The sequence below is a fragment of the Streptomyces sp. NPDC002671 genome (assembly GCF_053592475.1).
In genome coordinates, this window is the sequence record NZ_JBSFVU010000019.1 from 45,524 (window position 1) to 70,473 (window position 24,950).

The following is a 24,950-nucleotide window of genomic DNA, read 5'->3' on the forward strand; positions in this document are numbered from 1 at the left end:
GGCCCTCAGGCGTCGGGGTCGACTTCGGGGTGCGTGAACCGCACGGGCCTGCCCAGTGACCGGGCGTAGGCGATTTCGGCTCGGGTGCTGTCTCCGATGTAGTCGCCGACTACGAGCACCTCATCAGCGAGCAAGATCTTCGACCGGTGCAGTTCGTCGAGTCGAACCTTCAGGGCCTCAGCCTCGACAGGATCGGACCAAAGTTCGTGCGGCGACTTCAGATCGCAACCCGGCTTGACGACAATCCTTCCGGCTTTGGTCTCCCGCAGATCGGCCTCAGCCATCTCGGCCATGAAACGAGTGGAGCCGCAAATCACAACAATACGCGGGAAACTCAGCTGCTTCTTCGCCTCGGCGAGCTTCTCCACGGGGGTGATCACTTGCGGGGATGACACTGGTTCCTCCTGGTGGTGCGGCCCGAGGGATGCCTGCGGAATCGAGAACGAAGGTGTCCAAGATCATCTTTCGGCGAATGACGTGGACACCCGCGCGCCCGCACTCTATGCGACGAGCATCCCTGCCTGGTGCCGCGGCGCCCGCCGGCCGGCCCTACGCCCCGCCTGTGCGATGCCGAACTGGTCACCCTCGCCACGAAAAGCCGGTGTCGGTTACCGCGTTCACCGCCTCCATCAGCCGATTCACGCGGCAGGGCGCCGCGGTGTCGGCTTGGTCGGCCGGTCCCCTGCCGGCTGGTGGTGGTGCCGAGTCGGGCTCGGGTACTGCCACAACCCGAACGAGGGAGGCGCAATCAGATGACCGAATTGACGGAGCGTTGTCCGTCGGCGATCTTGCGGCCCCGCTGCACCCGGCGCGGCCCGCCGCAGCTCGCTGAGCACCTGGCGGCCGCGGTTCATGCCCGCGTCCTGATCGACCCGACCACCTGCCGCCCGCTCATCATCTGACCACTATCGCTGTGCGCTTCGACGAGGAGACCATGTCCACCGCATCTCACCAGCCCGCCACCAAGCCTGTCGCCGCGCCTTCCACACCCGGCCGCACCGCGGAAAGGGAGCAGATCATGGCGGTCGCCGACACGCTGGTGCTCGCGTACGGACTGCACCCGGCAGAAATAACGCGAATCCCGGAGGGCACCTCGACGGACAACTACGCCATCGTGGACCAGACGGGCCGTCGGCACTTCGTCAAGGTCTATCGCACTCGAGAGCACTTGGATCTGGAGCGGGCGTCAGTCGAACTGTCCGAGTACTGCGCCGACGGAGGTGTCGCGACCGCGCGGGCAACCCGCACGCGCGAGCACGAACTCATCGCGACCCACGGCCCCCTGCCGATGTCCCTGTGGTCGTACGTGCCGCACACCGCGACCGCCGAAGGCGGCCTGAGGGGTGCACGGTGGGCAGCCGTCGGCACAGCGATGGGCCGCCTCCACAGTCGGCTCGCCGCTCACCCCGCCGCCGCACCCACCCTGAAACCTGGCGCCGCGGTGTGTGACGTGGCTACCGCACGAGACCGCTATGAGAGTCTGATTCTCGCGTTCCAGAGCAAGCCCAGGCTTGGGGAGTTCGAGGCATGGTCGCTGCAGGCGACGCGTGAACGGCAAGCTCTATTGGGTGGCGTCGAGCGCATCCTCGCTTCGCTTCCACCGCTGACGGTCCAGATCCTGCACGGCGACCTGTCCGGCCCCAACGTCTTGTTGAAGGACGACGATGCCGCCGCGTTCGTGGACTTCCGACCGCCCACACCCTGGTACCTCGCCTGGGAAATCGCGCGTCTGGGCTGTGACCCCAGCAGCGTGCTGGCCAACGGTGTGGAGGGCTGGCTCACCGGATACACCGATCTCACCCTGGCCTACCGGGACGCCAACCCCAAGGCGTCCGCGAACGACCTCGCGTCCTCGCTCCGAGTGGGCTGTGCAGCCGTGCTCTGCTCGACGTTTCCGTTCTCGGCACCAGTGAAGCGTCCGCACATCGTCGACGCCGCACTTGAGTCCTACGGCAGGGCGCGGTACGAGGCCGATCTGATGCTGCTGGACCAGCTACCTGTCTTAGAGGAGGCCCTGCGTGCCACTCTTCGCTGAGTTCATGACCCTCATGACCCTCATGGCCACGCAAGCCGCAGGCCCGGCCCTGGCCGGCGGCCTCGGCGTCCCGCACCGGGCCTGCACCCCCGCCCAGCAGACCGCCCAGTTCGACACGGTCAAGAACACCGCCGTCCCGGACACCGCGCGGCCAGCCACCGTCGACGGTGACGGCCGGCTGCGCGGCGGCCGCGGTCGGGGTCACCGGCGACTGGAAGGAGCGGGCCGCGTGATCGTCGACCACGGCGTCGACGCGCGTCGTGGACGTCGCCCACGGGCACGTGGGGACACCACTGTCGGCGATTCGGCCAACTGCACTGCTTCACAGACCTGTTGCGGGGATTGGGTCCGTGCATTCTCCATACGGCCCCAGCCGCTCTATCTCGGGAAATCCGAAGCGACTCAAATACACCAGTTCGATATCTCGGCGTGGTCGTTGAGCCTCACGACCACGCCAGACGACCGTTTAGGGGGACCCGCCTTGACCTCGGCCGCAACGAACGAACAGCAGAAGACCGTGCCTCCGCCGCCCCTGCCAGCGGAAATCACGTACAGCGGGCAGTACTCCGTCAATCCGCTCGCCGAGGTCTCCTTCCGGCGGATGTGCGCCCAGATCCCGGCCGTTCTGGGCCGGATCGTGCGACTTTCGTGGCGGACCGACCGGCGGGCCGTGCAGCTCCTGCTCGGCTGCCAGGTGGTCACAGGCGTCTCTGCCGCCGTACTGCTGGCCGCCACGGCCCGCGCCATGGCACCGGTCCTCGGGGACGGCACCGCCGGCGAGCGGCTGCGCGGCGCCCTGCCGCCGCTGCTGGTGGTGGCGCTCGCCGCCGCGCTGGCACGCGCGGCGGGAGCGGTCGCCGCGTACGCCGAGCGGCGGATCACTCCGCGGCTGACCACGGAGACGGACACCGCGCTGGTCGAGGCGGTGTGCCGCGTGGAGGCCTCGGCCTACGCGGAGGACGGCTTCTCGGACCGGCATGAGGCGGCCGAGATGGGGGTGGTCCGTACGCACGTCATGGTCACCGACGCTCAGCGGTTCCTGTCCGCGCTGATCCGCATGGTCACCGCCGGCGGCGTGCTGTCGGTGCTGAACCCGTGGATGTTGCCGCCGCTCCTGCTCGCGGTGCTGCCGGCCGGCGTCGGCGCGGTGCTGACCGCCCGGGTCGACTACGAGATCCACTACGCCAACATCGCCGACCGCAACGTGCGCGGCATGATGCGCTGGTGGGCGACCGAGTCGAAGTACGGCGACGAGGTCCGCGCCAACTCGATGACGGACTACCTCATCTTCTGGTACCGGGCTCTGTCCGACCGGTGCGACCGGCGCACCCTGGCCGCCGCGCCGCGGACCCTGCGGATCGCCCTGCTCTCCGCGCTGGCCGGCGGTGTCTTCCTCGTCGCGACCTGGGGCGCGCTGGCGTGGCTGGCGGTCTCCGGCCGGGTCGAGCTCGCGGTCGCGGCGACGGCGGTCATCGCCGTGCAGACCACGCTCGCCGCGCTGTCCCAGGTGGTCATCAACGGCGCCGCGGTCTTCCACACCAGCCTGTACCTGAGCGACATGCAGGCATTCCTCGACGACGCCGCCGCCCGCGCCCCCAAGCGCGGCTCGCACGCGCACGCCGCGCCGACGGAGGAGATCCGGCTCGACGAGGTCGTCTACCAGTACCCCGGCAAGGACAAGCCCGCCGTGGACGGCGTCTCCCTGACGCTGCGACGCGGCCAGATCCTCGCGATCGTCGGCGCGAACGGCTCGGGAAAGTCCACCCTCACCCGGCTGCTGACCGGGATCTACCTGCCCGACAAGGGCAAGGTCACCTGGAACGGCACCGACCTCGCCGAGGTGGACCCCGCCACAGTGTGGGCAAACACCGGCCTGGTGCCGCAGATCTTCGCACAGTGGCCGCTGCGGGTCCGCGAGAACGTCACCCTCGGCCAGCCCCGCACTCACGACGACGCCCCTGCGTGGGAAGCCGTCGACGCGGTCGGTCTGCGCGAGGCCGTTGAGGACCTCCCCGCGGGCCTGGACACCCTCCTGGCCCGGGACGTCTTCGGTGGCTCGGAGCTCTCCGGCGGCCAGTGGCAGCGCGTGGCGTGTTCGAGGGCCCTGTACCGGCGCCCGGGGCTGCTGATCCTGGACGAGCCCACCTCCCAGATGGACCCGCGCGGCGAGCACCAGATCTTCGAGCAGATCAAGGCCATCGCCGCCGACCGCATCACGATCGTGGTCACGCACCGCCTGGAGAACACGAAGATCGCCGACCACATCATCGTGATGGAGCACGGTCGGATCACCGAGCAGGGCCGGTACGACGACCTTGTCCACGCCGGCGGGACCTTCGCCGAACTCCTGGAACTGTCGCAGGACCGCTGACCGCCGTCACCTCGCCCCCTCCGTCCCGCCCCCCGCCCCGGCGGGACGGGCGGGCCCCGTCAAGGAGCACTCGTGCCACCAACCCTCGCCGCTGCCGACGCCTTCGCCTCCCGCTCCTCGTACCCTGCGCACCCGAGTGCGAGGTGCACGGCGTGAGGCAGACGAAACCCCTGCCCACCGCCGTGCAACGCTGGGCCGAGCAGCGAACCGGTCCGGTCGTGGCCGTACGCGACGCCTCGCACGACTGGCACCGTTCCCGGGTATGGGAGCTGACCGGCGAGGGAGAGGCCCGCTGGTACGTGAAGGTCTCGCCCTCGGTGAAGTTCTTCACCCGTGAGACCAGAGCCCACCGAAGCGTCGTTCCCGCGCTCGGGCACAACCGGGCGCCCCATCTCCTCGACAGCCGCACCGACGACTTGGCGTTGCTGCTCACCGTGGCGCCCGGTGCTCCGGCGCCGGGTATGGGCCTGACCTCCGCCGCGTGGCGGGCCGTGCACGCGCAGGCCGGCATGCTGTGCGCCCGGCTCCACGAAGCCGGTGCACTCGACGCCCGCGACCGGGCGGAGGCCGCGGCGTCGTTGGTGGCCACGGCCGACGGTGCGGAGAAGTACCTGGGCCGGGCCGGGGACCGGCTCACCGGGGACGAGCAGCAGCTGGTCCGCGACTACGCAGCCCAGCTCTGCCGCGTCGGACCGGTGCCGCTCGGCTACATCCACGGCGACAACCAGCCGAGGAACTGGCTGTGGTCCGAGGCGGGGCTCGCGCTCGTCGACTTCGAGCGAACCCGACCGGCCGCCCGCGTGCAGGACCTGGTCATCCTCGCCGTCACCGAGTGGCTCGACCACCCCGACCGCCAGCAGGCATTCCTCCAGTCGTACGGGCGAGAACTCACCGGCGCCGAACGGCACGCGCTGCGCTGCCTGACCGCGCTGGACGCGGTCAACTGCCTGGCCTGGGGCCCGGACAACGACCATCCCGAGGTCACTGCCCGAGGCCGGCGCACCCTGGACCGGCTCATGAAGGAGGACCGGCCGTGAGCGACGTCCACCGCAGCATCACGCACGTCATGGTCCTGCTCCAGCATCCAGCCGACGGCCGGGTTCTCACCGTCCGGCACCAGCCGCGGTCGTGGCACTCCCCCGGGCTGCTCACCGTCGTCGGCGGCAGGCTCGAAGCCGGCGAGTTCTTCGACGAGGGCGCCGCACGCGAACTCGCCGAGGAGACCGGCATCCTCATCACTCCGGCCCGGCTCGAGTTCTGCCAGCTCGTCCACCTGCACGCCGCGGACGGGGAACGGGTCACCGGTGTGGTGTTCCTGGCGCGCGAGTGGGAGGGCGAGCCGTACAACCGGGAGCCGAACACCCACAGCGAGCTGGTCTGGGCCGATCCCGCCAGCCCACCCGACGACTGCCACCCCTTCACCCATGAGGTCCTGCGCCACTTCGCCGCCGGAGTTCGGTACGCCAACGTCGTCGCCCCGGAGCTGACCAGCGGCGGTGAGTCGCCGTGACGGTCACCGCCCGGGCCGCGAAAGCCACCGCGTGGTCGAGTCCCGCTTTCCGGTTCCTGCTCGGCAGTGAGGCCGTGACCCTGTCCGGGTCGGCGGTGAGCACCGTCGCCCTACCCGCGCTGGCCGTGCTGGAGCTGCGCGCGTCCACCACCGAGGTCGCCGTGCTCGCGTTCTTCGGACAGCTCCCGAACGCGGTCGCGCTGTGGGCCGGGGCCCTGTCCGACAGGCACCCCAAGCGACCCCAGATGATCGCCTCGGACCTGGCGGCGGCCGGCGCGCTGGTGACCATCCCGGCCGCCACCCTCGCCGGCGCGCTCACCGTCGGACAGCTGTGCGCGGTCGCGGTCGTGCTCGGGGCGGCCAAGGTGCTGCGCGACGCCGCGGCGATCAGCCTTCTGCCGGCCCTCGTCGATCCGGGCCAGCTCCACGACGCGAACTCGAAGATCGGCGCGGCGTCCTCGGTGGCCGACAGCGCCGGCACGAACGCCGGTGCCGTCCTGGTCGGGGTCGTCGGTCCAGCCCGCTCTGTCCTTGCCGACGCCCTGTCGTTCGTCGTCTCCGCACTGCTCATCTGGCGCATGAGCGTCCCCGAGGCCGCCACCGCGCCGCGCGCCCGTACGAGCCTGGCCCGGGACATCGCCGAGGGCGTGCGCTACGTGGCCCGGCAGCCCACGATCCGCACGGTGATCGCCGCCCTGTCGACCCTCTCCTTCGGCCTGGCGGTGATGAACACCTACTGGGCGTACTACCTGCTGGACCGGCTTGGAGCGTCCCCGTCCGCGTTCGGCGTGATCATGGGCGTCGGCGGTGCCGGAGGATTGGCCGGTGCGCTGCTCGCGCCCTGGATCGCCGCCCGGATCGGCATCGGTCCCACGATCATCGTGGGGTTCGCGGTCAGCCCCCTCGCCCAGGTGCCCCTGCTGTGCGCCGGGCCCGGCCTGCGGTGGCAGATCGTCCTGGCCGCCACGCTGGCCGGCCAGTTGTTCTGGGCGACAGCGTCAGGGACCAGCCAGCGCTCCCTGCGCCAGGCCATCTGCGACCCCGCCTTCCAAGGCCGGATGCAGTCCGCCAGCACCACGCTCACCGCCGGGGCCCGCCCGCTCGCCGCCGCCACCGCCGGCGGCCTGGTCCTCTTCCTCGATGTCCGGGCCACCCTCGCCGTCGGCGCGCTCCTCCAGGTCGTACCCGTCGTCCTGTTGCTCGCCTCCCCCATCCGCGCGCTGCGGGAGATCCCCGCCCGCGCGGCCGTGCCGCCCGCCCGCGAAGGAGCCTGATGACCACCACGTCCACGGCAGCCGCGACCTACTGGGAACCGCTCTGGTCCGAAGGCCGCCGCTACCGGCAGCTCGACGACACCGAGAACCAGCTGCTGGAGGACCACCTCGGTCCTGGCCGCGCCCGCCCGGCCCTCGACATCGGCTGCGGCGACGGCGCTCTTGCCCGACGCCTCGCCCAGCTCGGCTACCGCACGACCGGCATCGACTGTTCCCCCAGCGCCATTGCGCTCGCCGCCGCCCAGGACCCCGGGCCCGGCATCGTTCCGGTCTGGCAGTGCATGGACTTCACGACCGGCGACCTCGGGACCCTGCCGGAGCCGACGTACGCGGCCATCACCTGCCGGCTCGTCTATCGGTGGATCGACGACAAGGCCGCCTTCCTCAACCGCGTGCGCCGCCTCCTCGCCCCGGGCGGCATCTTCTGGGTCGTCGCCGAGATCGCCGGCCGCCGCCCCGCCACCGACCCCTTGCAGGACCTCGGCATCACCCCCGTCCAGGCAGAACTCCTCACCGCGCGCTGGTCCGCCGTCCATACCTCCGACCTCGACGTCCTGCGCTGCTACGCCTTGCGCCCCTGACCCCGCCCCTCGATCTGATGGAGGACCCGGTGACCACCGAGCATGCTGGTAGTTCCGGCTATCAGAAGTTGCGCAATAGACGCGCCGAGGTCGGCCCGAAGCATCCGGGCCGACCTCGGGGACGGTCGTCAGCAGCAGCTGCAGCCCTCTGCACAACCGCAAGTTCCTTCGGTCGTCGCGGCAGGGGCATGAACGGTAGGCGCGCAGCATCCCTTGCCCTGCCAGGCGTCGCGGCCTTCCTTCACGGCGATGGCGGCGATGACGAGGGCGGCGATCGGGTCGGCCCAGGACCAGCCGAGCAGCAGGTTGGCCAGCAGGCCGACCAGGAGCACGGCGGAGAGGTAGGTGCACAGCAGGGTCTGCTTCGAGTCGGCGACGGCGGAGGCGGAGCCGAGTTCGCGGCCGGCCTTGCGCTGGGCCGCGGAGAGGAACGGCATGATCGCCAGGGAGAGCGCGGCGAGGACGATGCCGGGGATCGAGTGGTCGGCTTCGCCGGTGCCGGTCAGGGCTCGGACGGAGTCGACGCTCACGTAGGCCGCGAGCGCGAAGAACGAGACGGCGATGATCCGCAGGGTGCGCTGTTCGCGGGCTTCGCGGACGGCGTGGTCGCGGGCGGAGAACTGCCAGGCGACAGCTGTGGCGGAGGAGACCTCGCGCGGAAGACCGCGAAGAGGTCGTGGACGTCGGCGATCCGTTCGCCGACGTGGACGAGGGGGCCGACGTTCACGATCACACCGGCTTCCTCCAAGGCCTCGCGGGCAGCGGCTTCGGGCAGGGTCTCACCATCCTTCCGCCGGCCGCCGGGCAGTCCCCACTTTCCGCTTCGACGGTCTCTGGCAAGGAGCACCCGCTGGGCCGTGGAGTCGGTGATCAGGGCGTAGGCCACGTCGACACGCTCCAGTGCGGTTGGCATCAGCTTTTCCCTTCGTCGGGGCTGTTCCACCCCGGACGTGGGCTCGCCGGAGAAGTCAGGACCTGGGCGAGGTGGTCGGCGGTGGTGAAGGCGACCTTCGGGTCGGCGACAAAGCCGGCCGGTTCGATGGTGCGGGTGACCATCAGCGGGATGACGTCCCAGTCCAGGTCGCCGGGCGCCTGGCAGGCGAGGGCGGCCTCGGCGGCATGGGTGGTGATGGTGGCGGCCTTGGCGAGGAGCTTGTCACGGTAGCGGGCCGTGAAGCGCTGCACGTGCTGGAGCAGGGCGTGCGAGGCGACCGCACCTTCGGGGTTCTTCGCCTCGATCACCCACAGGCGCCGGGTGGCCGGGTCGGCGACGAGCAGGTCGATCTCCCCGATGAGGCCGGGGATGCCGAGTTGAGCGGCTGTCTTCTCCAGGAGGCGGAAGCGGTGGGGCAGGCCGGCTGCGCGAGCGACGGCCCTGATGTCGGCTTCCAGGCGTTCGTCGAGCTGCTGTCGGTGGCGACGAAGGGAGTCCCTGACAGGCCGGGGCAGGTCGGGGTGCGGGAGGCGGCCCTCGTGGAGGTATGCGGCGTAGAGCTCTTGGGAGGTGTGGAGGAGCCAGGGCAGCAGGAGCAGGCGGCCGCCGTGTTCGATCAGCGGATGGGTGGCGGGCCGGATGCGGCGCTCGACCTCGGTGTAGGCGTGCGCTCCGGCAGGTGCGGCATTGGCCGAGTGCAGGCGCAGCCGGTCAACAGCGGCTGCCAGCTCGCGTTCGGGCAGCGCCGCCCAAGTGGCGGTCTCGTGGACCAGGTCCTCGGTGGTGACGGCGGCGATGCCGTCCGTTCCGGTCGGCCAGTCGGCGGCGGTTGCCAGCACGGCCCCCAGCGCCGCGAATCCGAAGCCCCAGTGCTGCTGGAGGAGCTGGTCGGCCGCCGCGAGCTGGCTGCCAGCGGGTAGGCGCGGCGCGGTGAAGTCGACGCGGACCCGGGTCCCTACTGTGGCGAACACGGCGGCCGAGTCGAGGTGTTCGGGTGCGGCGGTGGCGGCTTGGGTGATGAAGTGCTGCTGCCGGGCGTGCTGGTACGCCTGTGCGTCGAAGCCGAGGTGGAGCAGTTCGGCGTCTGGGTCGGCCGTGCGGGCCTGGTCGGTGTCGGTGTCGGTGAGGGTGAACACGCCGTTGGCGTGGATCTCGAGGTGGAGGTCGTGCAGTCGGCGGGCGGCGGCGACCGCGGTGGTGCCGCAGTGCAGTACGAGCTCGGCCAAGGCGACCAGTTCGGCGACGGCCAGGACGTCGACGGGCCGGCGGCCGGTGGGCGGGGCGGTGACCGCCTGTTGGAGGAGCAGTTGCAGGGCGGAGGTGGCGGTGGCGGCATCCGCCTGGCGGCGGCCGGCTTCCGGGGCCCAGTTCTGTGCCCAGGGTGCGGCGAGGTTCACGGTCACCTCGTGGTGGCCGCGGGTGCGGGTGCTCCAGGCCGCGTTCAGCTGCCGCGCCAGCTCGTCGACCAGATCGGGCTGGTGGGATCGGATCTGCCGGGTGAGCTCGTCTTCAAGGGCGCGCAGTAGCTGCTCGGCGGGGCCGCCCCGGGCGTAGGCGTCGGCACCGCGCCAGGCTCCGACCGGCACGCCTGCATGGCGGACGGCGGTGGCCGCGCCGCGCAGGGCCCGGGCGTGGAGGTGGCGCGAGCGCGGCAGGGTGTAGTGGGGGGCGGTCGCGGGCCAGAAGGTGGCGGTGCCGGTGAGGCGGAGTACCGGGTGTGCGGTGTTCCAGGCTTCGGCGAACGCCTCCGGGTCGGTGCCGTCTCCGGCGCTGCGGCCGCGGCGGAGCTGCTCGACCAGGTGGTGCAGGAGCCGGCCGAGCACCCGGTGGCCCTGGTGGCCGTCGCCGGTGAAGGCGGCCAGCAGCGGCGGGTCGAAGTCGATGCCGATCCAGGCCCGGTCGGGATCCGCGCCGGCGTGCAGTGGCAGCCACTCCCCTGCGTCCGGCCCATCCCCACCGGGGCCGGGGCCGGTGGCCGGGGGCTGGTAGGAGCGGGCGGTCCCGGTCAGCTGCATCACGACGGGGGCGCCGTCAGGCAGGGTGAAGTGCTCGGCGACCAAGGGGCATCCGGTGACGGTGGTGCGGATGCTGTCGGCGAGCCCCGTCATCGCGGCCAGGTCGAGCACGGCGTCGTGGCCGCGGCCGGGCCGGGCGATGATGGCCATCGGCGGATCGGTGCTGACCCGCACCAGCAGTTCGCCGGGGCCCGGTTGGAGAAGGTCGGCGTGGGTGCCGGGCACGCCGAGGTCGGGATCAACGAGGTGGGCGAAGCGCCAGTGCAGAGCCGGCGGAAGTGCGGCAGTGGCGAGGACGTCGTCCAGGCGGGCCCAGGCTGCGGCCCGTTGCCAGGTGAGGTCGACCCCGGCCGCCGGAACGACGGCGACTTCGTTGCGCGGCGGGCCGGGGAGCAGCAGCGTGCCCGCGCGCGACCAGGCGCTCCACGCGTCGAGCGGTTCATGGTGGAAGACGGCGTCGACGCCGGGATGCTCGGTGAGCTCCAGGACGAACAGGGCCAGCAGGGCCGGATCGCCTTCCGCATCGGCGAGGATCTCGGCGAGCTCTTCGACGTGCAGGTAGCAGGTGTCACGGATCAGCTCCGGCCCGAGCACCCGGGGCCCGCCGTAGACCACGAGCCGGCCCCGACCGGTCGGTTGTTCGGCGAGCTTGGCTCGGCCCTCCTCAACCCGGTCCGACAGGAGGCCGTCCGCGAGCGCGCTGACGACAGCGATGTCGTAGCGGTGGGTGGGCGAGGAGATCACGCACACCGGCCCGGGCCGGGTGGGCACCCCGTCCAGGCCCAGCAGCTGGCCGACGCGGTCCACGGTCAGCGCCTGGAGGCGCTCCTCGGTGGCCGGCCCGTCCGGGGCATTAGCGATAAGGCACTCCAGGGCCGCGGCGAAGCTGTTCAGCATGGCGGAGGCCGGGACCAGCCAGCGTCGGCCGTGCGCGACGACGGCGAGCACCGGCCCCAGGAGCGGTGCTCTGGGGTTGTAACGCAGCGGCATGGCGGTGATGTCCGAGGTCAGCCACGCGAGCGCGAGAGCGGCACGATCCGACTCCTGGCACGCGGCGGCGATCTCGGCGGGGTCCAGGTCGGCCAGCTCCTGCGCGGCGTCGTACTCGCCGGGGCTGATTCCACAGGCGATGTCCTGCGCAGACCGGTCGTCGTACACCTCGGGCCACGCCGGCGCGAGACCCGACACCAGCCGGTCAGTGCAGCGCAGTACGAGCTCCAGGACGTCGGTGAGGGTGAAACCGTGCACGGCCAGCACAGACTCGTCGACCGCCCGCGCCGTCAGCTCCGCGCAGCGAAGGAACATCACCGGGTGATCGAGCTGCCCGGGGTGAACCAGCAACCGCTCCCCCGCCAACTCGTACCGCACCAACGCCCGTAGGTCGTTCGGCTCCGCCTCCGTCAGCGTGCCGCGCCCGGGAGCAGCACGGACGAGAGTGTCGACCAGTCCCGGCAGATCCTCGGCGCACGCCCGCTCCCCGGACCGAGCAGGGCTTCGCAGGACTCGGGTCCACAGGAGCAGCAGGTGGTCGTGGAAGCGGGAGCAGCCCGGGGAGGCGAGCGCGGTCTCCAGCAGCACCACCAGCGATTCGGTCGAGTAGCGAGCCAGCGCCTGGTCGATGGGCTTCCACCGCACCCTCCGGTGCTGCGCGGACGTGGGCTGCTGCGCCGTGGCCATCGTGGTTCCGTTCCTGTGCCGATCGTAGTGAAGTCAGCCTGGCAGGAGGGCACCCCATGGCGCCGGGGAATCTGGTCTTCGACCAGTCCCCTTGCCGATTATGCCGACCGCCCGGCTGCGTACGGCTCCCGGCGACTCGGTGCCCGCTGGTGCCACCGGAGTCGCGTCCGACTCGAACCGCCGATCCGGCTTCACGCCTGGGTGCAGACTGGGGGCGGCGACGTCGCCGAGCCGTCCTCGCCCCGCCCACACCCCCGGATGGGTGCCCTGGCCACGGAGTTCAGCGCTCCGTCAGCCATCACCCCCGTGGTTGCCACGCCCGCCTGAGCGCCTGCGTCCGTGGTATGACCTCGTCGAGTCGGTGGACCCCAGGGTGGCCTGCGGCGTAGCGTCAGGGGTTGAGGTCCCGCCGCATCCCCCGTCGGTGGGACCTCCTTGGTTCTTCGCCGTCGTGGCGTCGCCGTCGACGCCACGATGTTCGTCAGCCGCGAGCCGCAGGCCCAGTCGCCGTCACCAGAGTGATGCGCTCAGCGCAGACAGACGCGTCTCCTGTGCGGTGCCCCGGCTCGAACACCGCGACGGTGTAGCTGGCGATCCCGGCGGGCAGCCGCAGGAACATCTCGTTGATGCGCGACTTGGTGTGTTCCAGGGCGTCGGATGCACTGGGTTGATCGACGGTCAGCATGCGCGGGCCGATCCCGAGGATGTCCACCTCGACGTTCCACTTCATGCGGCCATCCTGGCAGAGCACTTCCCAGCTGCCAGCCCTGGAGCACCGAGCGCCGGACGAACAGAGGGGCAGTGCGGTGCCCGGGCCGGGCTACGTGGGCAGGCCGGTGCGGAGGTGGGGCGCCGCCGGTTGCAAAACGGTCTTCTTCAGTGCCCGGTTGATGTCGGGGTTGCGGCCGGGGACGTAGGAGCGGACCGCCGCGTAGCCGCAGGCGGCGTACAGGGCGAGAGCGGCGATGTTGTGGACGCCGGTCTCCAGCAGGACCTCGGTGTGGCCGCGGTTGAGCAGATCTTGTTCGAGCGCGGCGAGGATCCGGCGGCTAAGCCCTTGCCCTCGGGCGGCCGGGGCCACGTACATCCGCTTGATCTCGGCTGTCGAGGGATCGAGGGTGCGCCAGCCTCCGCAGGCCAGGGCCGGTCCGTCTCCGAGGCGGGCGAGGAGGAACTGGCCATGCGGGGCGTCGAATTCCGCGCTGTCGGTGGCCTCGGGGTCGTCCGCGCTGCCGTAGATTGCCAGCTGCTCCTGGTGGAGGGCTCGGGTGAGGGCGCGGGCGTCGGCGGTGCCATACGGGACGGCGGCGAGCGTCCATTGAGGGGCGGCCTGGAGCAGCGTCATGGTGTCGATAGTGCCGCGTGGAGGGCGTCCAGCGCATCCCCGCGCCCGGCGGCACGCAGTTGGCGGCCGGCGGCTGTGCGGACCGTGGTGAGGAGGGTGCGGCACCGGATGGACTGCACCTGCGGGAGAGTCGGGGCCAGGGCGGTGATCCAGTGGGCGGTCGCTTCGGCGTCCCGGGCCCCGATGCTGGCGCGGACGAGGTGGATTCCGTGGAGAAGTCCGGAGCGGCGGTAGCCGGTGGCTGTTCCCTGGGCTGCGATCGGGTTCAGGAGCTGGGCGGCTTCGGTGAGCAGGAGGGAGCGTCGCCCGCGGGTGTGGGCGGCGAGGTCGACGAGCGCCTGGCCCGCTTCGGCGTCGACCTGCTGGGGAGTGAAGTAGTACAGGGAGGGGGGGTCGTCGCTGTGACGCTGGCCGATCAACCGCCGACATCGGTCGGTGGCACGGCGGAAGGCGTCCAGGTCGCCGGCGGCGGCGTGGGCGGTGGCGAGCCGTCCCCACGCCCGGGCCTGGACCAGGGGGACGGCCTTCGCGGAATGCTCGACGGCGGCGTGCGCGAAGCGCAGGGCCAGCCTCGGGTTTCCGCCGGCGGCGTGCTGGTAGGCAAGCATTCCGAGGGCGTTGGAGACGGTGTTCGTGTCCCCGGCGGCGCGCGCGATCCGGATGGCCAGGAGCTGGTAGCGGTGGCCGGCCGGGTCGAGGCCCGCGTCGAAGGTCATCCAGCCAGCAAGCTGCGCGGCGCTGGCGGCGTGCCGAAGAAGGCGGTTGCCGGTGGCCGCGTCGTAGCGGCCGGTGTGGATGAGGACCAAGGACTCGTGCAGGGCGATGCGGGCCTGGCGCTGGCTCAGGGGGCTGCCGCCGGTGCGGTCGTCGAGGCGGCGCAGCGCGGCGAGCTGCTCGAAGAGCATGTCGACGAACTCGGGTGCAACGTAGTCGCCGTCGCCCAGCCCGGGGGTCGGAGGGGCCGCGGGTTGGCGGGTGGCGTCCCAGACGGCCGCGGAGAGGTACTCGGAGGCGGCGGAGTGGACCAGCGCCGGCTCGACGGACCCGCTGGTCCACTCGGCTGCGGTACGCAGGACGTGCCCCAAAGGGAGGGGGCCGAGGAGTTCCTCGGTCTCGGCGGTCTCGGTGGTGGGCTGGTCCAGGCCCCACAGCTCCGCCGACGTGTAGCGCCGGCCGGTCGCCTCGGTCAGGACCACCGCTGCGAGGTCGCGTACGGCGGGTGAGCGGGGCAGGTGCCCGCGCAGCCACTTGTAGCCCGCCGTGAGGTCGACCGGGGGGTGTCCCATGGCGTTCAGCCGCGGGTTGATGGCCTTCACCAGCTCGCGGGCCGACCACTTGGCATGGTCCAGGGCATCGGCGAGCACGAGGTGCGCCGACTCGGCGGCGATGTCAGTCACCACGCCATGACGTTAGGTCACAATCGGTCGGAGTGGGGAGTTTCACGGGATTTCACGCTTGCCGTGCCCACTTCACGTCCTTCACGGCGCGGGGCGCTGCCGGCCACCGTGCGGTAGTGATGGGCTGGGCAGGTGCCGGTCCTTCCACTTCCTCACGTTCTACGGTGGCTTTCATGATCCCTGAGTACGTTGCCGCGTTGCGCGCTCTGGTCGGCCCTGACCACGGGCTCTGGCTGCCGGGGGTGAACGCGGTCGTCCTGGATGCGGGGCGGGTGCTGCTGCACCGCCGCTCCGACACCGGGGAGTGGTCGATCCTCAGCGGCATCCTCGACCCGGGCGAGGAGCCGGCCGACGGAGTCGTGCGCGAGGTGAAGGAGGAGACCGGGATCAACGTGGTAGTGGAACGCCTCGCCGGAGTGACGGTCTCCCCCGAGGTGGTGCACACCAACGGGCACCGGGCGCAGTACCTGCAGTTGGTCTTCACGTGCCGTCCCGACGGGCCGGACCAGGTGGCCCGGGTCGCCGACGACGAGTCGCTCGAGGTCGGCTGGTTCCCCGCGGACGCGCTGCCGCCGATGCGGGAGCGCACTCGCGAGCTGCTCATGATCGGCCTGGAGGAGCGGGAACGGGCCTGGTTCCGGCCGGCCGGATGACGGTGTGACGGATCACCTCGAACGCCTCGGCGGCGTCATGGCCGATCTGGGCTCCGCGCAGCCGGGCGGCGGCCAGGACCGCTTCGGCGGAGCGGGTGTGCGGCCAGGGCCGCATCTCCGAGGCGTACACCGCCAGGGCCTGTTCCTTGAGGGCCAGCGCGGCGGGGGTGAGGGGCTGGAACCAGGAGGGGTGGAAGGGCCGCTCTCCCCATTCGGTGGCGGAGCGCACCTCCCAGGCCAGGACCGTGGTCACCGGGTGGCCGGGCTGGGGCCGGGTGGCGGCGGCGACGGCCTCGGCGGTGATGCGGTGGTCCAGGGACAGGTCGGCGCTGCTGTGGGTGTAGACGATCGCTGGCTGCCAGCGCCGGATCGCCGCTTCGACGGTCTGGGTGACCTGTAGCCGGGGCGCGGTGTCGAAGGCGTTGTCGGGCAGGTCGGCGATCTCGACGTCGGCGCCGTAGAGGGCGACGGCCTGGTGGACGCAGGTGCTGCGGTGGTCGAGGTCGTCGTGACCGGGACGGCTGGAGGAGCTGGCGCTCAGGACCAGGACGTGCACCTGGTCGCCGACGGCGGCGTGCTCGGCCAGGGTGCCGCCGGCGCCCAGGGTCTCGTCGTCGGCGTGGGCGGCGACGGCCAGCACGGACAGGGGCGTGTTCACGGCGCTCCTTGTTGAGGGATCGGTTCGGGCCACGGAGCCCGGTGACGGAAAAGAAAGGGGTGGGGCTGGTGCGGACCGAGGGGTTTCCCGGTGTCGACTTGCAAGTCGGGCGGGCCTGGATCGGGGAAGGGGTGCGGATCGGGGAGGGCACGGTGATCGTGGCCGACGACCTGGTGCTGGCGGACGGGGCGGTGGTGGGGCCGGGCTGCGATCTGCGGTCGGCGCGGCTGGAGCTCGGCGCGGGCGCGCAGGTCGGCGCCGGTGGCCGGTGGTGGGTCGCGGACTCGGCCCGCCTCGGCGCGGGCTCGGTGGTGGACGCGGGCTCGGAGGCGGTGTGCCGGGAGCTGACGGTCGGCCATGGCACCTACGTGGGGCAGCGGCTGCGGATCGGTGCGGGCGCGACGATGGAGGAGCGCTCGATCGTGCGGATCGGCGACGGCTGCCAGATCGCGCCGGACGTGACGCTGAACTGCACCGAGCCGGTGCTGATCGGCAACCAGGTGGGGATCAGTGCCGAGGTCGCCGTCTTCACTCACGGGTACCACGCCGGGCACCCGGTACGGGACGGCCACGGCGCGGCGTTCGCGGGCGTCGAGCTCGCCGATGCCGTGTGGTTGGGCTTCAGGTCGGTGGTGCTGCCCGGGGTGCGGGTGGGTGAAGGAACCGTGGTCGCTGCGAGCGCCACGGTGACCCGGACGTTGCCCGCCGGGGTGCTGGCGGCCGGTGTGCCCGCGGTGGGCAAGCGCGAGCTGCGGCCGCAGGCCCTGGACGCGCAGCAGCGCCGCGAGGCGGTCGCCGCCCTGGTGGCGGGTTGGCTGGAGCGGCTCGCCTTCAAGGGCCTGGTGGTGCGCGAGTTGCCCGGCGCCGCCCGGGCGGGGTGGGAGGTGTCGGGCCGGGGCGGCTGCTGGCAGGTACGCCTGGACACCGAGGCGCCGAGGGTGTTGGTGGAGCGGCGGCAGGCTGGCGGCGAGTCGGCGGTGTTCGGTTTCGCCGAGCCGCTGGCGGTGGCCGGGGTGCTGGACGAGGTCGGCCACGATCTGCGGGACTTCTGCCGGCGGGCGACGTGGCACTTCCCGTACGAGGCCAATAGCCGAGGCCTGGTGCCGGAGCGGTTCGCCCGGCTGCTGGAAGCAGGGGTGGGCGAGGGTGTCGGGGCCGGTCATGGGCGGGCTTCGAGGTAGGCGGCGAGTTCGCGGGTGACGCGGCCGGCCTGCGCGGCGCCGGCCATGCTCTCGCCGAGCTGCTGGAGGGTGCGGGGGCCGATGACGGGGATCACTGGGGCCGGCCGGTGGGCGCGCAGGTAGGCCAGGGCCAGGCCGTGCGGGGTCATCTCCAGCGCGGCCGCCACCTGGTGGAGCCGGTCTCGGCGCTCGCGCCCCAGGGCGGTGTCGTAGGTGCCGGCGTGGTGGTGGGTGTGGCGGCCGCTGTGGCGGCCGGCCAGGTAGCCGGCGGCGAGGGTGCGGTAGGGGACGACGGTCATGCCGAACTTCGCGGCCATGGCCAGGTGTCCGGGGTCGGCTTCGACGAGCCACGGCTCGGCGGGCGGGTCGTCGCGGGGGATGAGGCTCCACAGCGGGGCGATGACCGCCGGGGCGGCCAGGCGGGCCGCGGCGGCGTGGCCGGCCCAGGCGCTCAAGCGGGCGGTGGTCCAGTTGGAGGCTCCGACCTGCTCGGCGACCCCTTCGCGGACGGCCCGGTCGGCCGCGTCCGCGATCTCGTCGAGCGGCGTGGTGGGATCGTCGCGGTGCAGCAGCAGGACGGCGGCCTGGCCGAGGCGCTCGGCGCTGCGGCGGGCGGAGGCGAGGATGGCCTCGGGCCGCAGGTCGCCGCGGCCGGGCCGGGCGGGGTCGAGCCCGGCTTTGGTGATCACCCTCATGCCGGGGCCAGCCGCTCGCAGCCAGGCGCCGATCAGCGGCTCGGCCCGGAAGCCGGTGCCGGTGGGGCCGTAGGTGGGGGCGGTGTCGATGAGCCGGCCGCCGAGCTCCTGGTAGCTGTCCAGGAGGCGGCAGGCCTGGTCGGCGGGGATCGCCGCGGTGCCGAACTCGAAGGTGCCCAGCGCCGCCACGCCCGCGAGCGGGGTGGCGGCGCCGGTGGGGGCGAGGGTCACCGCCCGGCTCCGGCCGGGGTCCAGGTGAGGGCGCGGACGCGGGCGGTTTCGGCGAGGACCTCCTCGAACGGCCGCTGCGCCGGGAGGGGGCCGTAGGTGGCGGTGAACAGGGTCGTGTCGGCGGTGAAGGAGCGGATCTCGTTGGGCCGGGGCTGGACGTGGGTGATGGAGCCGCGGCCGGTGGCGCGGATGACGGCCCGGGCCAGGTCGAGGACGGTGATGGACCGCCCCGAGCCGATGTTGACGACGGGCAGCAGCGGCCGGTCGTCGGCCAGGATGCGGCCGAGCATGGCCGTGGTCGTGTCGATGTGGGTGAGGTCCCTGGCCTGGGTTCCGGTGCCCTCGATCGTCAGCGGCCGGTCGGCGAAGGCGGCGTCGATGAACGCCGGGACCACCGCGTCGGGGTCCTCCCACGGCCCGTACGTGTTGAAGAAGCGGGCCACCCCGATCTGCCGGCCGGGGCCGAGCTGCTGGCGGTAGATGTCGGCGAGGTGCTCGGTGGTGGCCTTCCCGGCCGCGTATGGGGAGCGGGGCTGGTGCGGAGCGTGTTCGGCGAGCGGTCCGTTCTGGTCGCCGTAGACCTCGCAGGAGGAGGCGAGCAGGAGGCGGCCGGCTCCGGAGGCGGCGAAGGTGTGGATCATGTGCCGGTCCACGGCCGTGTTGTGTTCGAACCCGCCGACGGCGAACGAGCGTGGCACCGACTTGTGCGCGGCGAGGTGGACGATGGTGTGGAAGCCGTCCAGGTCGGTGGGGGTGAGGGCGCGAACGTCGCGTTCGACGAGGTGGTCGGGTCGGGGCCGGGGCGAGGGGACGGACAGGTCGTCCAGCGCGGTGACGGTGTGCCCGGCGGTGCGCAGGGCGGTGGTGAGGGCGGAGCCGATGAAGCCGGCCGCGCCGGTGATCAGCAGGTTCACGAGCGGTCCTTGGCGGTGTCGAGGGTGTCGAGGTAGGAGGCCAGGGCGGCGGGGCCCTGGTAGGTGTGGGCGTACAGGCCGAGTGCGGTCGCGGCGTCGGTGACGATGGCGATGTCGTCGACGAGGACGAGGTGCTCGCGGGTGGTGCGGTGGGCGGCGGCCACGTGGTCGAAGAACTCGGTGCTGGGTTTGGTGGCGCCGAGCTCGTGCGAGCAGTGCACCGCGTCCAGCACCGGCAGCTGCTCGTGGAACAGCCGACGCCAGAACGCGGCGTGCAGCACGTTGGTGTTGGAGACCCCGACAACGGCGTCGAAGCGCCCGCGCACCTCCGGGCCGGCGAGCAGGGCGAGCAGGGCGGGGTCGGTGGTGCCGTAGATCGCGTTCCAGCCCGCCGCCAGCTGGTCGTCGTCGAGGTCGACGGCCAGGAGGTGGCGCAGGTGCTCCAGGTACGCGGCGGGTGTGATCTCGCCGCGCTCGAAGGCGTCGAACGGCGCGTCGATCAGCCAGCGGTCCCGCAGCTGCTGCGGGTCCTGCCCTGCGGCAGCGGCCCACGCGTTGATGGCCTTGAGGAAGGAGTAGTCGAAGAAGACGCCGCCCATGTCGACGAGCAGGACGCGGCGGGGTCGGTCAGGCGAGCGCACGGGTGGTCTCCAGATCCGGGGGAAGCAGGTGGCTGTAGCGGACGGCGATCAGGTCGCGGCGGGGCTTGCCGGTGGAAGTGACCAGGAGTTCCTCGGGCCACCGGTCAGGCAGGACGTGGACGGCGGCAAGGTCGCAGTAGGGCAGCTCGCCGCTGCGCCGGGCGGTCTCGACGCCGCGTTGGAGGTGGTCTTCCAGGGCGGCGACCTCGCCGGGGAGCCAGTCGGCGGTGGAGGGGGCGGAGACCAGGGCGACGGCGCGGGGCAGGCCGGGGCCGAGCAGGCACGCGGCGTCGACCCGGGGATGGGCGAGCAGGTGGGCCTCGACCGGCTCGGGGTGGATCATCACGCCCGCGCCGGTCTTGAACGCCGACCCGATCCGGCCGCTGATCCGCAGTTCTCCCGTCGCGCTCTCGTCGCAGCTCACCCGGTCGCCGGTGTGCAGCCAGCCGTCGGGGCCTGTGACCGGGATCAGGTGAGGCCACCGCTCGACGTACCCGGCAGCCAAGTTCGGTCCGCGCAGCAGGAGTTGCCCGTCATCGTCGATCCGGTGCTCCACGCCGACCGGACGGCCCAGCCCAGGGAGCGTGGCGTCGTCCTGGTGGAAGGCCGGCACAGTGGTCTCGGTCGCCCCGTAGGCACCGCTGATCCGCAGCCCCGCGTGCCGGTGGAGGGCGCCGGCGACCGCGGGGTCGAGGGCGGAGGCGCCGTTGACGGCGGTACGCACCCCGCTCAGGGCCTGCCGCAGCAGCCGGCCGCCGTCGCCTGGCTGCTCGCAGGCGGCCGCCAGGCGGGCCCAGATGTGAGGGACACCGAGCAGGGTGTCCGCCCGGTGCCGGACCAGGTCCTCTTCGAGGCGCTGGGGTGTGGAGGTGACCAGGGTGGTCCCGTACAGGCACATCAAGGTGTGGCCCATGATCCGCTGGGCGATGTGCGAAACAGGCAGGTAGGACAGGGTCCGGACTGGGCGAGTACCCCAGAGCGCGGTCCAGGTGTCGGTTCCGCGCACCAGCGCCGCTTCGGTCAGGGCGACGGCGCGCGGCACTCCGGTGGTGCCGGAGGTGAACACGATCGCCGCGGTCTGCTCCAGGCGGCGCCCGGCCATGCGGCGGGCCACCGTGCGCCACTGGGCGGGGGTGCCGCCAGGCCGGGTGTTGCGCTCGTCCACCACGTGCACCGGCGTCCCGGCGCGGCCGGCGATGTCGGCGAGCGCCCGGTCGCCGACGGTGTCGACGATGGTGGCGGGCTCCACCACCGGCCACAGCGCGGCGAGCTGCTCAGGGGCCAGGTCCGGCAGGACGGCGGGCACGCCGCCGGCCAGGAGCACGGCCAGGTCCGCGACGCTGAACAGCGCGCCCGGCCCGGTGCGCAGCAGCACGACGCGCCCCGTCACCTCGGTGGTGGCCCGTAACTGCCGGGCGAGGGTCAGTGCCCGGCCCAGCACTTCGTCGAACGTCCAGACGGCGCCGTCCAGGCCGACGACGGCGGGCCGCCTGCCCGGGTGGGCGAGGAAGCGCGGCAGGAGGCGGTCGTCCATCACAGTTCCCCAGCGGTGGCGGCGGTCAGGCGGTGGGCTCCGGCGAGCTGGCGGCCGCGGGCGGCGACCAGGGCGTGCCGGGAGATCGTCAGGGCGTCGCGCCAGCAGCCCTCCAGGCCTGCGGCGCGGTGGATCGCGGCCGCCCCGGCGGCGTCGAACAGCGTGCGGCACGCGGCCTCGGCGGCCTCGGCCATCTGGCAGCAGGCAGTGCGCAGCAGAGCCCGCTGTCCGGGGCTGACCTGGCCGGCCAGCGCGCTGCTCCACGCGGCAGCGGTTGCCGCGTCCAGCAGGCCGGCCGCGGCACGGATTCGGCCGTCGGCCTGGTCGAAGGCCGCCTGGACGGCGGGCTGGCTGGCCAGCGGCCCGCTGCCGTAGCGGGAGGCGGTGGTCGAGGCGAGGGCGGCGAACGCGGCCAGGGCCCGCTCGCCGCTCGCGCGGGCGACCTCGGCGATGCACCCGGCCAGCAGCCCGTAGAGGGGGTAGCGGTACAGCGCCCCGTCCACCAGCGGCGGGTCGGTCAGGCTGATGCTGTGTGCGGGCGGCACCAGGGTGTCGCACTCGACGGTGTAGGAGGCGCTGCCTCGCAGCCCGAACGCGTCCCAGTCCTTCTCGACGGACAGCTGGCCGCGCGGGACGAGCCACCAGCGGGTGCCCGCCGCGCCGCCGCTGTCGGCCGGGGCCGCGAGAGCAGCCAGGGTCATCGCCGGTGCGCCGGTGACCAGCGGCCAGCGCCCCCGCAGCCGAACTCCCTCGCCATCGCGTTCGGCTCGGCCGACCGGCACCGAGGAGCCGGCGACCACCGGGGCATCGCCGGCCAGGTCGCGGGCCACCTGCGCCGGCAGGCGCGACAGGAACACCCCGGCCGGGCCGTGGATCGCCGCCACCCATCCGGCTGCGGGGTCCGCGAGGGCGACCTCGTGCACCGCCGCGAGGATCTGCGGCACGTCCCACTGGAGGCCGCCGCAGTCCGCGGGCACCGCGGCCCGGGGCAGCGCCGACGCGGTCAGCGCCTCCCACACCCGCGGGTGCAGCGTCCCGTGCCGCTCCCCGAACTCCCGGTGCTCGCCGGCTGTTCGGCTCAACTGCCCCACCGCCACAAGGGCGGGCTGGTCGTGGACAAGGGTCATCGCGATCTCTCCAAACAGGTCAGGTCGGGCGCAGGACGAAGGCGCCGCCGTCGGCGGCGGAAGGAGCAGGGGAAGTGCGGGTCAGTGCGAGCCGGGGCCAGCGAGCAGGTCGCGCAGCACGGGGGCGACCGTGTCCAGGAGGTCGCCGGTCAGCCAGCCCGGCCCCGCCGTGCGGGCCAGCACCTCACCGGCGGTGCCGACCAGGTGGCAGGCCAGCGCCGCCGCGTCGGCGGGCGCCAGCGTCTGGGCGAGCAGCGCGGCGGCGACGCCGGCGAGGACGTCTCCCGTGCCGTGCCGGGCCAGGCCCGGGTGCCCGGCGGGCACCAGCCGGTTCCGGGTGCCGTCCGTGATCCGGTCCGGATCGCCCTTGGCCACCAGCACCGCGCCGGTCTCCCGGGCCGCGTCGGCCAGCGCTGCCCAGCTGACCGCATCGCCCCGGACCGGGGCGGGCGGGCCGGGGGCAGCAAGGAGGGCGTGGGCCTCGGCGCGGTTGAGCAGCACCAGGTCGGCGCCGAGGCGCCGCAGGCGCTGCCGGGCACGGGGGCCGCCGCCCAGCGAGCCGTCGATCACCAGCGCCGCGCCCCGATCGCGCTCCCGGGCCTCTTCCACGGCGTCGAGCACCTTCCCTGCCAGCGCACTGCCGCCCAGCCCGGGGCCCACCAGCCACACCACCCGGCCCCGCGCCGCCGTCTGCGCGAGGCCCTGGGCCATCCGCTGCGACACCCCGGCCACGGTGTCCACCGCCGCGGCGTCCAGCTCGGGCCCCAGCCCCGCGATCAGGTGGGCTTCCAGAGCAACCTGCTGTGCCGCCGGTGCGGGCGGTGCGGCGACCCGCACGCCGTGCGCCCCGGCCCGGCGGGCCGCCAACGCCGACACGTACGGCGGAGCGGGGTACTCGCGCGAGCCGCCGATCACCAGCACCAGCCCGCCGTCGCCCTTCACTCCCCCGTCGGCCACCGCGGCCGCCCGCAGCGCCAACTCCCGGGCGGCGAACGCGTCCACCGGTACGGCGCCCTCGCGAACCTGGCCGTATGACGATCCGTCAGTCGCTAGGCTCGGAAGCGACACCCGCGCCAGCCCCCGGCGCCGGGCCGCTTCGAGGGGACCTTCGTGACCGCATCCACCCGTACCTGGCCGCACCTGCTCGCCACCCTGCTGCGCGGCGAGGACCTGACGGCGGACGACACCAGGTGGGCAATGCGCGCGGTCATGGACGACGACCACGAGCCCGCCGCCCTCGCCGGCTTCCTCGTCGCCCTGCGCGCCAAGGGCGAGAGCCCCGCCGAGCTCAGCGGCCTGCTCGACGCCCTCATGGAGCGCGTCGTCCCCCTGCCCGTCGACGGCACCGGCATGCTCGACATCGTCGGCACCGGCGGCGACGGCGCCCACACCGTCAACATCTCCACCATGGCCGCGATCGTCACCGCCGCCGCCGGCGTGCCGGTGGTCAAGAACGGCGGCCGCTCGGTCTCCAGCAAGAGCGGCTCCGCCGACGTCCTGGAACAACTCGGCGTACCGCTCACCCTCGGCCCCGAGCAGGTCGCCCGCTGCGTCACCGAGGTCGGCATCGGCTTCACCTTCGCCCCAGCCTTCCACCGGGGCCTGCGTCACGCCTCCCCCGTGCGCCGCACCCTCGGCGTGCCCACCGCCGTCAACTACATCGCCCCGCTGACGAACCCGGCACGCCCCGGCGCCGCCCTGGTCGGCTGCTCCAACCTCCAGCTCGCCCCCGTCCTGGCCACCGTGCTCGCCGACCGGGGCACCCGGGCGCTCGTCGTCCGCGGCCACGACGGCCTGGACGAGATCACCACCGCCGACGTCACCGACGTGTGGAGCACCGACGAGACCGGCGTGCACAAGTCCACGTTCGACACCGCCCGCTTCGGTCTGCACCGCCCCGCCCCGGACGCACTGCGCGGCGGGGACGCCGCCTACAACGCTGACGCCGTCCACACCGTGCTCGCCGGCGCCCCGGGTGCCGCCCGCGATGCCGTCCTCGCCAACTCCGCCGGAGCGCTCGCCGCCCACAACGCCGCCGCCGGACTCGAGGACGCCTTCGCCGACGGCCTGGACCGGGCCCGCGCCGCCATCGACAGCGGAGCCGCCGCCGACCTGCTCGCCCGTTGGACCAAGCTCGCCTCCAAGCTCGCCCAGCCGCGCTGACCCCCTCCCCGCGG

22 protein-coding genes and 2 pseudogenes are annotated in these 24,950 nt (G+C 73.0%); 10 read left to right on the plus strand and 14 right to left on the minus strand.

The window, feature by feature from the left end:
• Positions 1-5 precede the first annotated feature (5 nt).
• Positions 6-395: a hypothetical protein gene (locus ACWD35_RS27475; RefSeq protein ID WP_451353979.1), complete on the minus strand. Its 390-nt coding sequence runs from the start codon at positions 393-395 to the stop codon at positions 6-8.
• 357 nt (positions 396-752) lie between these two features.
• Here ACWD35_RS27475 and ACWD35_RS27480 point away from each other — a divergent pair, with 357 nt between their 5' ends.
• The 7 genes from ACWD35_RS27480 (at position 753) to ACWD35_RS27510 (ending at position 7,771) form a co-directional block, all read left to right on the plus strand.
• On the plus strand, positions 753-902 hold the full coding sequence (locus ACWD35_RS27480) for a hypothetical protein (protein WP_451353980.1): 150 nt from the start codon (positions 753-755) through the stop codon (positions 900-902).
• Between the two features lie 11 nt (positions 903-913).
• Positions 914-2,035, plus strand: a complete 1,122-nt coding sequence (locus ACWD35_RS27485; protein ID WP_451353981.1) for a phosphotransferase enzyme family protein — start codon at positions 914-916, stop codon at positions 2,033-2,035.
• 481 nt (positions 2,036-2,516) lie between these two features.
• The gene (locus ACWD35_RS27490; protein WP_451353982.1) at positions 2,517-4,406 is read left to right on the plus strand and encodes an ATP-binding cassette domain-containing protein; all 1,890 of its coding nucleotides are present in this window, start codon (positions 2,517-2,519) and stop codon (positions 4,404-4,406) included.
• A gap of 152 nt (positions 4,407-4,558) precedes the next feature.
• Positions 4,559-5,443, plus strand: a complete 885-nt coding sequence (locus ACWD35_RS27495; RefSeq protein ID WP_451353983.1) for a phosphotransferase — start codon at positions 4,559-4,561, stop codon at positions 5,441-5,443.
• Positions 5,440-5,916 (plus strand): NUDIX domain-containing protein, encoded by a 477-nt coding sequence (locus tag ACWD35_RS27500; protein ID WP_451353984.1) that lies wholly within the window; start codon positions 5,440-5,442, stop codon positions 5,914-5,916. Before ACWD35_RS27495 ends, ACWD35_RS27500 begins: the two co-directional genes overlap by 4 nt.
• The gene (locus ACWD35_RS27505; RefSeq protein ID WP_451353985.1) at positions 5,913-7,190 is read left to right on the plus strand and encodes an MFS transporter; all 1,278 of its coding nucleotides are present in this window, start codon (positions 5,913-5,915) and stop codon (positions 7,188-7,190) included. Before ACWD35_RS27500 ends, ACWD35_RS27505 begins: the two co-directional genes overlap by 4 nt.
• Positions 7,190-7,771, plus strand: coding sequence for a class I SAM-dependent methyltransferase (locus ACWD35_RS27510; protein WP_451353986.1), 582 nt, complete (start codon positions 7,190-7,192; stop codon positions 7,769-7,771). The genes ACWD35_RS27505 and ACWD35_RS27510 overlap by 1 nt, the downstream gene beginning before the upstream one ends.
• 128 nt (positions 7,772-7,899) lie before the next feature.
• Here ACWD35_RS27510 and ACWD35_RS27515 read toward each other — a convergent pair.
• The 6 genes and pseudogenes from ACWD35_RS27515 to ACWD35_RS27540 all read right to left on the minus strand — a co-directional run.
• Positions 7,900-8,424, minus strand: a pseudogene (locus tag ACWD35_RS27515) (cation transporter); the annotation flags it as partial.
• A 32-nt stretch (positions 8,425-8,456) separates the two neighbouring features.
• Positions 8,457-8,684 (minus strand): annotated as a pseudogene (locus ACWD35_RS27520) (NUDIX domain-containing protein); the annotation flags it as partial.
• Entirely contained in the window at positions 8,684-12,397 is a 3,714-nt protein-coding gene (locus ACWD35_RS27525; RefSeq protein WP_451353987.1) for a hypothetical protein, read from the minus strand. The gene ACWD35_RS27525 and the pseudogene ACWD35_RS27520, both read right to left, overlap by 1 nt.
• 481 nt (positions 12,398-12,878) lie before the next feature.
• Positions 12,879-13,127: a hypothetical protein gene (locus ACWD35_RS27530; RefSeq protein ID WP_451353988.1), complete on the minus strand. Its 249-nt coding sequence runs from the start codon at positions 13,125-13,127 to the stop codon at positions 12,879-12,881.
• Between the two features lie 90 nt (positions 13,128-13,217).
• Positions 13,218-13,742: a GNAT family N-acetyltransferase gene (locus ACWD35_RS27535; RefSeq protein WP_451353989.1), complete on the minus strand. Its 525-nt coding sequence runs from the start codon at positions 13,740-13,742 to the stop codon at positions 13,218-13,220.
• Complete coding sequence (locus tag ACWD35_RS27540; protein WP_451353990.1) at positions 13,739-15,142, minus strand: hypothetical protein; 1,404 nt, start codon at positions 15,140-15,142, stop codon at positions 13,739-13,741. The genes ACWD35_RS27535 and ACWD35_RS27540 overlap by 4 nt, the downstream gene beginning before the upstream one ends.
• 170 nt (positions 15,143-15,312) lie before the next feature.
• Between ACWD35_RS27540 and ACWD35_RS27545 the strand changes: the two genes are divergently transcribed.
• Positions 15,313-15,792, plus strand: a complete 480-nt coding sequence (locus ACWD35_RS27545; RefSeq protein WP_451353991.1) for an NUDIX hydrolase — start codon at positions 15,313-15,315, stop codon at positions 15,790-15,792.
• On the opposite strand, the gene ACWD35_RS27550 is transcribed toward ACWD35_RS27545, so the two are convergent.
• On the minus strand, positions 15,740-16,450 hold the full coding sequence (locus ACWD35_RS27550; protein ID WP_451353992.1) for a PIG-L deacetylase family protein: 711 nt from the start codon (positions 16,448-16,450) through the stop codon (positions 15,740-15,742). The two genes, ACWD35_RS27545 and ACWD35_RS27550, sit on opposite strands and share 53 nt — an antisense overlap.
• A 41-nt stretch (positions 16,451-16,491) precedes the next feature.
• Between ACWD35_RS27550 and ACWD35_RS27555 the strand changes: the two genes are divergently transcribed.
• Positions 16,492-17,631, plus strand: a complete 1,140-nt coding sequence (locus ACWD35_RS27555; RefSeq protein ID WP_451353993.1) for a hypothetical protein — start codon at positions 16,492-16,494, stop codon at positions 17,629-17,631.
• Here the strand turns inward: ACWD35_RS27555 and ACWD35_RS27560 are convergent.
• From ACWD35_RS27560 to ACWD35_RS27585, 6 genes are all read right to left on the minus strand, one after another.
• The gene (locus ACWD35_RS27560; protein ID WP_451353994.1) at positions 17,610-18,557 is read right to left on the minus strand and encodes an aldo/keto reductase; all 948 of its coding nucleotides are present in this window, start codon (positions 18,555-18,557) and stop codon (positions 17,610-17,612) included. The two genes, ACWD35_RS27555 and ACWD35_RS27560, sit on opposite strands and share 22 nt — an antisense overlap.
• Positions 18,554-19,471: an NAD-dependent epimerase/dehydratase family protein gene (locus ACWD35_RS27565; RefSeq protein WP_451353995.1), complete on the minus strand. Its 918-nt coding sequence runs from the start codon at positions 19,469-19,471 to the stop codon at positions 18,554-18,556. Before ACWD35_RS27565 ends, ACWD35_RS27560 begins: the two co-directional genes overlap by 4 nt.
• On the minus strand, positions 19,468-20,112 hold the full coding sequence (locus tag ACWD35_RS27570; protein ID WP_451353996.1) for a hypothetical protein: 645 nt from the start codon (positions 20,110-20,112) through the stop codon (positions 19,468-19,470). The genes ACWD35_RS27565 and ACWD35_RS27570 overlap by 4 nt, the downstream gene beginning before the upstream one ends.
• Positions 20,099-21,646: an AMP-binding protein gene (locus ACWD35_RS27575; RefSeq protein ID WP_451353997.1), complete on the minus strand. Its 1,548-nt coding sequence runs from the start codon at positions 21,644-21,646 to the stop codon at positions 20,099-20,101. The genes ACWD35_RS27570 and ACWD35_RS27575 overlap by 14 nt, the downstream gene beginning before the upstream one ends.
• Positions 21,646-22,773, minus strand: coding sequence for a hypothetical protein (locus tag ACWD35_RS27580; RefSeq protein WP_451353998.1), 1,128 nt, complete (start codon positions 22,771-22,773; stop codon positions 21,646-21,648). Before ACWD35_RS27580 ends, ACWD35_RS27575 begins: the two co-directional genes overlap by 1 nt.
• Before the next feature lie 81 nt (positions 22,774-22,854).
• Complete coding sequence (locus ACWD35_RS27585) at positions 22,855-23,775, minus strand: NAD(P)H-hydrate dehydratase (RefSeq protein ID WP_451353999.1); 921 nt, start codon at positions 23,773-23,775, stop codon at positions 22,855-22,857.
• 108 nt (positions 23,776-23,883) lie between these two features.
• Between ACWD35_RS27585 and trpD the strand changes: the two genes are divergently transcribed.
• On the plus strand, positions 23,884-24,936 hold the full coding sequence (trpD, locus tag ACWD35_RS27590; protein WP_451354000.1) for an anthranilate phosphoribosyltransferase: 1,053 nt from the start codon (positions 23,884-23,886) through the stop codon (positions 24,934-24,936).
• Positions 24,937-24,950: the final 14 nt, after the last annotated feature.